The sequence below is a fragment of the Sphaerobacter sp. genome (assembly GCF_019683595.1).
In the GTDB taxonomy this organism is placed as follows: Bacteria; Chloroflexota; Chloroflexia; order Thermomicrobiales; family Thermomicrobiaceae; genus Sphaerobacter.
This window is the reverse complement of sequence record NZ_JADGHZ010000130.1, coordinates 1-9,872: the sequence shown is the minus strand read 5'-3', so window position 1 is coordinate 9,872 and position 9,872 is coordinate 1. Positions and strand designations below refer to the sequence as shown.

11 protein-coding genes are annotated in these 9,872 nt (G+C 68.7%); 4 read left to right on the top strand and 7 right to left on the bottom strand.

Annotated elements, in window-relative coordinates:
- Positions 1-64: 64 nt before the first annotated feature.
- Entirely contained in the window at positions 65-1,333 is a 1,269-nt protein-coding gene (locus tag IRZ30_RS12635) for a sorbosone dehydrogenase family protein (protein ID WP_294085628.1), read from the bottom strand.
- A 90-nt stretch (positions 1,334-1,423) separates the two neighbouring features.
- On the bottom strand, positions 1,424-2,686 hold the full coding sequence (locus tag IRZ30_RS12630; RefSeq protein WP_294085626.1) for a M20 family metallopeptidase: 1,263 nt from the start codon (positions 2,684-2,686) through the stop codon (positions 1,424-1,426).
- A gap of 249 nt (positions 2,687-2,935) precedes the next feature.
- On the opposite strand from IRZ30_RS12630, the gene IRZ30_RS12625 reads away from it, so the two are divergent.
- Both IRZ30_RS12625 and IRZ30_RS12620 read left to right on the top strand, forming a co-directional pair.
- Complete coding sequence (locus IRZ30_RS12625) at positions 2,936-3,682, top strand: TerC family protein (RefSeq protein ID WP_294085625.1); 747 nt, start codon at positions 2,936-2,938, stop codon at positions 3,680-3,682.
- 26 nt (positions 3,683-3,708) lie between these two features.
- Entirely contained in the window at positions 3,709-3,990 is a 282-nt protein-coding gene (locus IRZ30_RS12620) for a hypothetical protein (RefSeq protein WP_294085623.1), read from the top strand.
- A gap of 104 nt (positions 3,991-4,094) precedes the next feature.
- Here the strand turns inward: IRZ30_RS12620 and IRZ30_RS12615 are convergent, their stop codons facing one another.
- Positions 4,095-5,015 carry a proline dehydrogenase family protein gene (locus tag IRZ30_RS12615; protein WP_294085621.1) on the bottom strand — a complete coding sequence of 307 codons (921 nt, stop codon included), beginning with the start codon at positions 5,013-5,015 and terminating at the stop codon, positions 4,095-4,097.
- 166 nt (positions 5,016-5,181) lie between these two features.
- Between IRZ30_RS12615 and IRZ30_RS12610 the strand changes: the two genes are divergently transcribed.
- Positions 5,182-6,498: an HD domain-containing protein gene (locus IRZ30_RS12610; protein WP_294085631.1), complete on the top strand. Its 1,317-nt coding sequence runs from the start codon at positions 5,182-5,184 to the stop codon at positions 6,496-6,498.
- A gap of 12 nt (positions 6,499-6,510) precedes the next feature.
- Here the strand turns inward: IRZ30_RS12610 and IRZ30_RS12605 are convergent, their stop codons facing one another.
- The 3 genes from IRZ30_RS12605 to IRZ30_RS12595 form a co-directional block, all read right to left on the bottom strand.
- The gene (locus IRZ30_RS12605) at positions 6,511-6,930 is read right to left on the bottom strand and encodes a hypothetical protein (protein WP_294085619.1); all 420 of its coding nucleotides are present in this window, start codon (positions 6,928-6,930) and stop codon (positions 6,511-6,513) included.
- Between the two features lie 239 nt (positions 6,931-7,169).
- Positions 7,170-7,682 carry a cupredoxin family copper-binding protein gene (locus IRZ30_RS12600; RefSeq protein ID WP_294085618.1) on the bottom strand — a complete coding sequence of 171 codons (513 nt, stop codon included), beginning with the start codon at positions 7,680-7,682 and terminating at the stop codon, positions 7,170-7,172.
- Between the two features lie 63 nt (positions 7,683-7,745).
- On the bottom strand, positions 7,746-8,276 hold the full coding sequence (locus IRZ30_RS12595) for a hypothetical protein (RefSeq protein ID WP_294085616.1): 531 nt from the start codon (positions 8,274-8,276) through the stop codon (positions 7,746-7,748).
- A 223-nt stretch (positions 8,277-8,499) separates the two neighbouring features.
- Between IRZ30_RS12595 and map the strand changes: the two genes are divergently transcribed.
- Positions 8,500-9,243: a type I methionyl aminopeptidase gene (gene map, locus IRZ30_RS12590; RefSeq protein WP_294085630.1), complete on the top strand. Its 744-nt coding sequence runs from the start codon at positions 8,500-8,502 to the stop codon at positions 9,241-9,243.
- A gap of 256 nt (positions 9,244-9,499) precedes the next feature.
- Here the strand turns inward: map and IRZ30_RS12585 are convergent.
- A partial coding sequence (locus IRZ30_RS12585; RefSeq protein ID WP_294085614.1) for a DMT family transporter occupies positions 9,500-9,872 on the bottom strand: 373 nt, incomplete at its 5' end.

Genomic DNA, 9,872 nt, shown 5'->3' with positions numbered 1-9,872 from the left:
TTTTTTAAACTCCCCCCCGGCCGCGGGGGCCCACCCCCCGCGGCGGCGGTCGCCGCGTGCGCCGCTACTGCTGCGGCACGATGCGGAGGATGCGGTCGTCGTCGGGCGTGGGGTTGCCCCGGCCGTCCCGGTTGCTGGTCAGGATGTAGAGGTAACCATCCGGCCCCTCGACTACGTTGCGCAGGCGCCCGTAGTCCCCGGAGATGATCGCCTCCAGATTGGGCGGGTTGCCGCCGCCGGGGATGTCCAGTCGCCAGAGGGTGGTCCCCCGCAAGGAGGCGTAGAGCAGGCTACCGGTCCACTGCGGGAAGGTGCTCCCCTGGACGAAGGTGGCGCCGGACGGCGCCCAGGTGTCGCTGCCACTCTCAATCACCGGCAGCGTATAGCCGTTGTTGGGGCCTTCGTTCCCCTGCATGATCGGCCAGCCGTAGTTGGCGCCGGGCTGGATCAGGTTCACCTCATCGTGTGCCGACGGCCCGTGCTCAGTGGCGTAGAGCGCGTTGGTACCGGGCTGCCAGGCCAGGCCCTCCGGGTTGCGGTGACCGTAGGAGTACACCGGCGAGCCGGGGAAGGGGTTGTCCGGCGGGATGGAGCCGTCGTCGTTGACCCGCAGGATCTTGCCCGCGAGCGCGTTCGTATCCTGCGCCAGATCCGGTTGCGACGCGTCACCGGCGGTGATGTAGAGCTTGCCGTCGGGGCCGAAGGCAATTCGCCCGCCGTCGTGGATCTGCGCGCCCGGGATGCCGTCCAGGATGACCACCGGATCGACCAGGGTGTTGTTCGTCTCCGTGTAGCGGACGACCTTATTGGCGACACCGCCGCCGGACGGATAGGTGTAGTAGACGTAGATCCAGTGGTTGTTGGCGAAGTCGGGGTGGAGCGCCATCCCGAGCAGCCCGCCCTCGCCGATCGGCGCCACGTCGGGGATGGTCGCCACCGGCTCCGGCCGCAGTTGGCCGTCCTCGATCACGCGGACGCGTCCCGGCCGCTCGGTGACGAAGATGCGGCCGTCGGGCAGGAAGCGCATCTCCCACGGGATCTCCAGCCCGGAAACGAACGTTTCGACCGTCCAGCCGACGGGCCCGGCCGGGGCTGCCGTCGGCTCGGGTGCCGCGGCCTCCGTGGCGGTCGGGGTCGCCTCCGGGGTTGCCGGAGTGGTGGGTGTCGGCTCTGTCGTCGCCTCGGTGACCGTGGGAAGCGATGCCACGGCCTCGGTGGTCGCGGTCGCGCTCGAACTCCCGCAGGCGGTGGCGAGCATGAGCGCCAGCAGCAGCGCGGTTGCGGCGAGCCGGGACCGGCCCGGCCGGGCATGACGGAAGCGCGTCTGGCTCATCGGGTTCCTCCCGCGGTTGGGCCGTTCGGTTGGACTGATGCGGGGCGAAGCGCGGTGTCGCGACGGACCCGGCTCGCCCCGGTTCGGACGCTAGCTTCCCAGGAAGCGCAACGCAGCGGCCACCATGGTCTTGACGCCGACCGCCAGCGCATCCTCGTCGGCGTCGAAGCGCGGATGGTGGGGTGGGTAGATAATGCCCCGCTCCGTGTTGCGGACGCCGAGCCCGAACATGCAGGTCGGCACCCGCTCGGCGATAAAGGCCATGTCCTCCCCGGCCATCAATGGCGTGCGGTCGAGCACGTTCTCAGCACCTAGCACTTCGGCAGCCGCTGACCGCACGATCTCGGTCACGGTCGGATCGTTGTACATGGGCGGGTACCCGCGGAGATACGTCGTCGTCGCTTCGGCTCGCATGGCGCTTGCCACGCCCGAGGCGATCTCCGCAATCCGCCGCTCGATGTGGTCCCGCACGGCGGCGGAGTAGGTGCGTACCGTCCCTTCGAGCACGGCCGTCTGCGGGATGACATTGTTGGCAGAGCCGCTGTGGAGGGCGCCGAAGGTCACCACGGCCGACTCCAGCGGGTTGACCTCGCGGCTCACGATCGTCTGCAGCGCGATGAGGATGTGCGCGGCGACGACGACGCTGTCGACCGCGTTGTGGGGTGCCGCCGCGTGGCCGCCGCGGCCGGTCACCTCGATCTTCACGGTATCGGCCGCGGCCGTCGCCGGTCCGGGCGACACCGCAATCTGGCCGGGATCGCAGTCGACGCCGACGTGGAGGGCGATCGCCGCGTCGACCGGGGGATCGTCCAGCACGCCGTCGTGGATCATGGCCGCCGCGCCGCCCGGTCCCTCCTCTGCCGGCTGGAACATCAGCTTGACGGTGCCGTCGAACTCGTCGCGCAGGCCGTTGAGCACCTCCGCGACACCGAGGAGGATGGTGGTGTGCACGTCGTGGCCGCAGGCGTGCATCACACCGGGGCGCGTCGAGCGGTAGGGGACGTCGTTCTGCTCCTCGATCGGCAGCGCATCCATATCGGCGCGCAGGAGGACCGTTTTCCCCGGCCGCCGGCCGTGGATCAGCGCCACGACGCCCGTGCCGCCGGTCGTCGGGCCCGGCTCGACCCCCGCGGCGGCCAGCGCCTCACGTGACATAAAGAGTGAACGGCCGTCACCACCGACGCCGGTGCGGTGCTCGATTCCCAGCTCGCGCAGGTGCCCGGCGACGAAGCGGGCGGTGTTCGTCTCCTGGAGCGACAGCTCCGGGTTCATGTGGAGGTAGCGGCGCGTCTCGCGCAGCCAGGCGTCCAACTCGGGCGTGACCTGGATCCGGTCGATCGGAATCACGGGCATGCTCCTTCGTTCATCAACCAGCAACGGCCGATCGTAGCGGTGCCTGAATGCTCGGCGCGGACGCGGGCGATGATAGCACAGGATCTGCGAAGGAGGACCGGGGCGTGCGCCCACCGGCCGCGGCCGCACAGGGCGCGTGATAAGATGCACACCGTACGCTGGCGGGGAAGGATGTCCCACGCCGGGTAGGATGTGTCCACGCCCCCGGTTTGGGGACGTTGCCAACCCGTTGGCTAGCGACGAGAGCGTATGAACTGGAACCTGCTCGTAAGCATCCTGTCCATCGTCGTCATCGACCTCGTCCTGAGCGGCGACAACGCACTGGTGATCGGGATGGCATCGCACCGATTGCCCCCGCGGCAGCGCCGCTGGGCGATCATTCTTGGTGGTGCCGGCGCCATCGGTCTCCGCGTTCTCTTCACCGCACTGGCGGTCTTCCTGCTGGTCGTGCCGTTCCTGCAGGCGGCGGGGGGCGTGCTCCTGACCTGGATCGCCTACAAGCTGCTTCGGGACGAGATGAAGGACGACGAGCTGCACGTCGAGGCGCAGGACACGCTGTTCGACAGCGTCAGGACGATCATCGTGGCCGACGCGGTCATGAGCCTGGACAATATCCTGGCCGTCGGCGGCGCAGCCCATGGGAGCATCGCGTTGCTGCTGTTCGGCCTGGGGCTCTCAATGCCGCTCCTCCTGTTCGGCAGCAGCCTCATTGCCCGGCTGATGAACCGCATGCCGTGGCTGATCCTCATCGGCGTCGGGGTGCTGACGGTGACGGCGGCGCGTATGATCGTCGATGACCGGATCGTCGAGCGGTACATCCCGTCGTCGCTCCACATGCCGGTGCTGATCGGGCTGGCGGTCGGGCTGAGCGCTTTGGTGTTCATCCCCGCGGCGATTCGCTGGCGCCGCGCCCGGCGGGAGCACGATGCCGCGGGCGATGAGGAACGGGTGGTCCGTGCCGGTCACGGCCACACGGCGCACCCGGGCGGGAAGTAAGCGACCTGGAGGAGGAACTGCGGCGGATGGTACAGCCTGAGATCACGATTGAGGATCTGGACCGCATCTACGTGGTCATCCCCAACGACCAGGGGACCGGCACGATCAACATCACCGTCCGCCAGATGAGCGACCGGCAGTTCCGCTGGTGGATCAAGGCGAAGGCCGACCACCACGGGGTACCGATGCTGGTGCCCATGGGGCGGATCGGCTACGAGACCCGGGTGCGGATGCTCAACCGCCTCGTCCGGGCCGGCGTACGCATCTACATGGTGCCGATCGGCACCCCGCCGCCGGAGGAGATGTAAGAGCCGGCCCTCACTCCGACTCCCATTCGGAACGCTCGTCACGTAGAGCGTTCCCCCTCTCCCAAAGTTGGGAGAGGGGGTCAGGGGGTGAGGGCCTTGGAGCCCTACCGCTTCAGCAGGTTGCGCAGGACGAAGAAGGTGTTGGCCGGGCGCTCTGCCAACCGGCGCGCGAAGTAGGGGTACCACTGCGTGCCGTAGGGTACGTAGACCCGCATGTTGTAGCCCTGCCGCGCCAGGCGGAGTTGCAGGTCGCGCCGGATGCCGTACAGCATCTGGAATTCGAACCGATCGGGGCTGATCTTGTTGCGCGCGGCGTAGGCGATCGCCGCGTTGATCATCGCCTCGTCCTGGGTCGCCAGCGCTGGGTAGTTCCCCTCCTCCAGCAGCATCTCCATGTGTCGCCGATAGGCCGCATCGACCTCCTTCTTGGAGGGGTAGGCGACCATGTCCGACTCGGCATACGCACCCTTGACCAGGCGAACGCGGATGCCCGCCGCGATCGCGTCGCGGATGTCCCGGTCGGTGCGGTAGAGATACGACTGGAGCACGATACCGACGGTGCCGGGGAATTGCTCGTGCAGATCGTAGGCGAGGTCGAGGGTGCGCTGCGTGTATGGGGAGCCTTCCATGTCGATCCGCACGAAGTTATTGCGCGCCTTGGCGTGCTCCAGCACCTTCGCGGTGTTGGCGCGTGCCAGGTCATCGGAGATGTCGAGCCCGAGCATCGTCAGCTTGATCGAGATGTTGCTGTTGACGCCGGTCTCGGCGATCTGGTCCAGAATCTGGCAGTACGCATCGGCGGCGGCCCGGGCCTCGTCCTCCGACGTGACATTCTCGCCCAGCAGGTCGAGCGTCACGGTGAGTCCGCTCTCGTTGAGGTTCCGGGTGACCGCCAAGGCGTCGGCCAGCGTCTCGCCGGCCACAAAGCGCAGGGCGAAGCCCTTCGAGAAACCGTTGCGGGTCACGATGCGTTGGATTCGCTCGTTTCCCGCGAGCGCGAGCATCCCGCTGCGAAATACGGGCATCCCTCGATCCTCCCCAAACTGATCGCTGCGGCACGAGCGGTGCCGCCCAACCGAGCAGTGTAGCATGTTCACCTGAACGTCCGCCGGGGGATGTGAATGCGAACTGATGTTCGGGTACAATGCGAGGCAACGACGGTACGGGATGCACGGAACGAGAGGGCACGTGATGGACGGGCTCGGCGGCCACGAGTGGGTGACGACGATCCGCGATAGCCTCTACGACCGCATCCCGTTGACGGCCGCAGACGTGGCGCTGATCGAGACGCCGGCCTTTCTCCGGCTCGACCGGATCCAACAACTCGGCTTCGTCAGCAAGGTCTGGCCGGGCGCCAAGCACACCCGGTTCGAGCACTCCCTGGGCGTCTTCCACCTCATGCGCCAGGCGGTGGCCGCGGTCCGGCGCGTCGCGCCCGCGTGCGTGGCGATCGACGACGAGACGGCACGCACGGCGATCGCGGCGGCGCTGCTCCACGACATCGGCCACTACCCGTTCAGCCACGCCATCGAGGAACTGGGGCCACCCATCCTCTCGCACGAGGAGGTCGGGCGGCGCGTGATCGAGGACAGCGAAGTGGCCACCGTCCTCGTCGAGCAGTGGCGCGTCGACCCCGCTCGCGTCGCGAATCTGATCGACCCGCGGGGCGACCTGCCGCCCGGCGACCGGCTGCTCCGCGGGCTCTTGAGCGGCGCGCTCGACGTCGACAAGCTCGACTACCTGCCGCGCGACGCGAAGCACTGCAACGTGCCCTACGGCGGGGTCGACACCCCGCGCCTGCTCGACGCGCTGCGGGTCGCCGAGGTCGACGGCCGGCCGCGGATCGTCGTCAACGAGAAGGGGGTGAGCCCGCTCCACTCGCTGATCACCGCGCGCCAGGAGATGTTCGACAACGTCTACTGGCACCATACCAACCGCGCCTGCATGGTCATGCTGCTGCGCGCGGTGCAGGATGCGCTCGCGGTGGGGGCGATCACGCCGCAGCAATTGACGCTCCACGACGATGCCTCCCTGCTGGAGGTGCTCTCGCGGCCTGAGATGCCCGCCACGACGCGGGCGCTGGTCGACAGCCTCCGGTCACGTCGCCTGCACAAGCGGGCCGTGGAGGTGAGCGCGCGCTCGGCGGATCTCTATCGCTACCTGAACAGCCTGTACGCCGACCCGGCACGGCGCCGCGCGGTGGAAATGGGCATGGCCGCCGCGCTCGCGGACGCTCTGGGCACCACGGTGGAGCCGCACGAGGTGCTGATCGACATCCCGAAGCCGGAGCGCTGGCGGACCGATGTCTGGGTCTGGTTCAGCCGTCCGCCGCTCGGGTTCCGGCCGCTGATGCCGTGGGCCGAGGCCGTCGGGCTCAGCGACGACGACCTCAAGCGCTACGAGGAGCACCGGCGCCTGGTCCGGGTGGTCACGACCGAGCGCCTGCGCGATGAGGTGGCAAAGCGCGCGGAGGTGCTTCTGCTCCCGCTGCTGGGCGGGATCGTGTGAGGGCGGGCCGCGCTAGGCGCCGTCGACGGCGGGCTGGTAGGTCGGAGCGTTGGACCGGATGATCTCCTCGATCTGTTCCGGCGTGCTCTCACGCAGGCTGGCGGCCCACTGGGTGTTGTGGAGATAGAGGTCGATGTCGAAGGGGAAGGCATCAGCGCGCTCCAGCTCCGCCCAGCGCCGGTAGAGCGCCTCCAGCCAGGTGAACCCGGTCACCTCGACCCGGAAGGTGCACACGCCCTTGCCGCGGATGTAGGTCAGCTCCTCGCCGAACCAGACGTGCGCGTCGCCCGTCGACTCGATAGCCTCGCGGAGCGCCTTGAAGTGGCGCGGCACCGAGCGTAGGGTGATGAGCCAGGCACCGGGCGTCGTCGGACGTTCGCGGACATGCCGGTACGGCTCCGCCGTTCGCCGTCGTCCGAACAGTCGCACCATATCGCCTCCGCCCACCTCTCCACTTCTGGGTCACCCGCCGCACCGGTAGTCGGTACGGCGCCCTCCGTTTCTCCGTGGGATTGTACGTGACGACGCCGATTCCGTCACCAGCGGCGCCCACCGTCGGACGTGCCATGGTCCCAGTAATGGAGGGGCAGCGACCGCGTGGCCCGCACAAACGGCGACCGGCGATGGTTCTCCATCGCCGGCCACCGGGGGAATTGGAGGAGTGATTGGCGTCACTGAACGGTGACGGAGCCCAGCATGGTTGGGTGGAGCGTACACCAGTACGCGTACGTTCCTGGCTCTTCGAACGTGAACCGGAAGGTCCCGCCTGCCTCCAGGATCGGCGATTCCCAGATGCGGTCCTTGCTGACGACGTTGTGCTGGGTGGGGCCGGCGTTCGTCCACTCGACCGTCGTTCCGACAGGGATGGTGATAGTCGGCGGGTCGAAGGCAAAGTCCACAACCTGGACAGCGACCACGTCCGGTGCCGTCTCGGTCGGCTCCGGCGCCGGGGTGGCCGCGGACGACGTGTCCTCGGTCGGCGCTGCGGTCGCGGTCGGGGCTGGCGCCGCCGTCGGCTCGGTCGTCGCTGTGGCCGGTACGGTCGGCGTCGTCGCGCTGCCTGCTGCAGACGTGTTGCCGGCCGAGCCGCCGCCGCACGCGGCAACACCGAGGCCGATCGGGACGAGCAGCAGACCGAACGCGCGGCGTCGCGTCAGACGCAAGGTCTCCAGACCTCTAGCCATACGTTCCTTCTCTTTTCGACGGGCGCGCCGATCGGCGCGCCCGCCTCGCACGTACCTACCTGATTACCGCGTCGCCTGGCGGCGCATCAGAACGCCACCGCCGATGACGACGACGCCGAGGAGCGCCACACCAGCCGCCAGCGAGCCGGACATCCCCGTCCGGGGGTTGCCGGTCGTCGGCGCGACCTGGGCCGCGGCCGGAATGTCGCCGCACGAGACGTAGACCTGGACTTCCTCCGGGGACCGGTGCACGTTGATGGCGAAGTTCCCGTTCATCAAGCTCGCCAGCGCCACCGGCACCACCGTCTCCGACTGCCCGTTCTCAACGTTGGTCAGCGGGTACTCGGGCTGCGGATTGAGGTTGGCGCAGGTGCCCATGTGAATATGGGCGGGCTGCGGCCCTGCCGGCGCGCCGGTCAGGTTCAGCACTACCCGCGTCTGATCTCCCATGGCGGTCAGGGTGGCTGTCCCTGACTCACCGGAGTCGTTCTGCGCGTTCATCGTGACCGTGATCTCGTCCTGGGCACCGACCGGCGCGAAGGCCAGAAGGGCCAGGAGGGTTCCCAACGCCAGAGCTACCACGGCGCGTTTCATCCAGTGATCCCCTCTCGATATCAGGCCCGGCGGGGCGCCGCCGCCCGAGCTCCCAACTTCGCGCGAGGCTCGCGCCCTTCAGGACGCTTACGCGCGAGCCTCCTGCTTGGATGTGATCCAAGCCGAGGCGGAAATGGACCGTGATAGAATGGTTGGGTTGACCGGGTCATGGCGTGGGGCGGGATCGTGGTCCCGCCGGCTGACGAGGGTTGCGAGAGTGCGGATGGTCTTGAAGCAGCGGGAGCAGATCGCGGCGATGCGTGCGGCCGGAAAGATCGTCGCCGACACGCTGGCGCTCGTCGCGGAGGCGGTTCGCCCAGGGGTGACGACGGCGGAGCTCGATGAGATTGCGGAGCGGTACATACGGAACGCGGGCGCGACCCCGGCGTACAAGGGCTACCGCGGCTTCCCCGCTACGATCTGCGCGTCGATCAACGAAGAGGTCGTGCATGGCATCCCCGGCCCGCGGCGCTTGCAGGAGGGCGACATCATCAGCATCGACGTCGGTGCCCGCTACCGTGGCTACTACGGCGACGCGACCATCACCGTGCCGGTCGGGCAGATCGACCCCGAGGCGCAGCGGCTGCTCGATGTCTGCCGCGAATCGCTGGAGATCGGCATCGCCCAGGCCCGCGCCGGCCATCGCCTGACCGATATCTCCGCCGCCATTCAGCAGCACGTCGAGAGCAACGGCTTCTCCGTGATCCGCGACTTGTACGGGCATGGCATCGGACGAAAGCTCCACGAGGACCCGCTGCTGCCGCACTACGGCAAGCCGGGGCAAGGGCCGGTTCTCCGCCCGGGCCTCGTGCTGACGATCGAGCCGATGATCTCGGCGGGCGCCCCTGAATGGCGCACGCTCGACGACCAGTGGACCGTGGTCACTCTGGACGGCAGCCTCGCCGCCCAGTTCGAGCACACCGTCGCCATCACCGACAACGGCCCGGAGATCCTCACGCTCCCATAGATCCGGAGACCCGGTTCCTCGGCGCGACGCGCGCCGGACCGGGCTCGGCCTCATGGAGAAGCGCCGACAGCCGTGAGGCCGCTGTGCGGTTGCGCTGAAGCGGGCTGAGATGGGATTCACACCCCTCCGCTGGGTTCTGCCCGCTCGGCGCGTGCCCGGGGTGCCGGATCCTTGGCGCCACCCACCTCGCGTCCCAACTTCGGCCCCGTCCACGAACTACGGTGCAGCCGAATCCGCCGCGCTGCCGCGCGGTTCGCTAGCCCCGCGTCTCGCGTGCCCGTGGGGCGGGCGCGGGCTGCGCCGCAGTGCGGGGGCGACCGCTGGCGATGGCGAGGCCGAGGAAGATCACCGCGATGCCGAGGAGCGCGTCGAGCCCCAGCGCTTCGTCCAGCAGCAGCCAGCCCCACGTCACCCCGACGATCGGGATGATGTAGGTGGAATAGGACGCACGCGTCGCGCCCACCCCGGCGATGAGGCGGTAGTAGAGGATGTACGCAACCCCGGTCGGGAATAGGCCGAGCGTGATCCAGGCCGCGGCATTCGCGGGGGTAAGGTGCGTTGCGGTGACGTCGCCGAAGAGTATGGCGACCGGCGCCAGGAGGATCGCGGCGATCGCGAGCTGCGTCGCG

What these genes read in the sequence shown, in the direction of transcription:
- IRZ30_RS12635 (WP_294085628.1), bottom strand. Translation starts at nt 1,333, where the DNA reads ATGAGCCAGACGCGCTTCCGTCATGCCCGGCCGGGCCGGTCCCGGCTC.
- IRZ30_RS12630 (WP_294085626.1), bottom strand. Translation starts at nt 2,686, where the DNA reads ATGCCCGTGATTCCGATCGACCGGATCCAGGTCACGCCCGAGTTGGAC.
- IRZ30_RS12625 (WP_294085625.1), top strand. Translation starts at nt 2,936, where the DNA reads ATGAACTGGAACCTGCTCGTAAGCATCCTGTCCATCGTCGTCATCGAC.
- IRZ30_RS12620 (WP_294085623.1), top strand. Translation starts at nt 3,709, where the DNA reads ATGGTACAGCCTGAGATCACGATTGAGGATCTGGACCGCATCTACGTG.
- IRZ30_RS12615 (WP_294085621.1), bottom strand. Translation starts at nt 5,015, where the DNA reads ATGCCCGTATTTCGCAGCGGGATGCTCGCGCTCGCGGGAAACGAGCGA.
- IRZ30_RS12610 (WP_294085631.1), top strand. Translation starts at nt 5,182, where the DNA reads ATGGACGGGCTCGGCGGCCACGAGTGGGTGACGACGATCCGCGATAGC.
- IRZ30_RS12605 (WP_294085619.1), bottom strand. Translation starts at nt 6,930, where the DNA reads ATGGTGCGACTGTTCGGACGACGGCGAACGGCGGAGCCGTACCGGCAT.
- IRZ30_RS12600 (WP_294085618.1), bottom strand. Translation starts at nt 7,682, where the DNA reads ATGGCTAGAGGTCTGGAGACCTTGCGTCTGACGCGACGCCGCGCGTTC.
- IRZ30_RS12595 (WP_294085616.1), bottom strand. Translation starts at nt 8,276, where the DNA reads ATGAAACGCGCCGTGGTAGCTCTGGCGTTGGGAACCCTCCTGGCCCTT.
- map (WP_294085630.1), top strand. Translation starts at nt 8,500, where the DNA reads ATGGTCTTGAAGCAGCGGGAGCAGATCGCGGCGATGCGTGCGGCCGGA.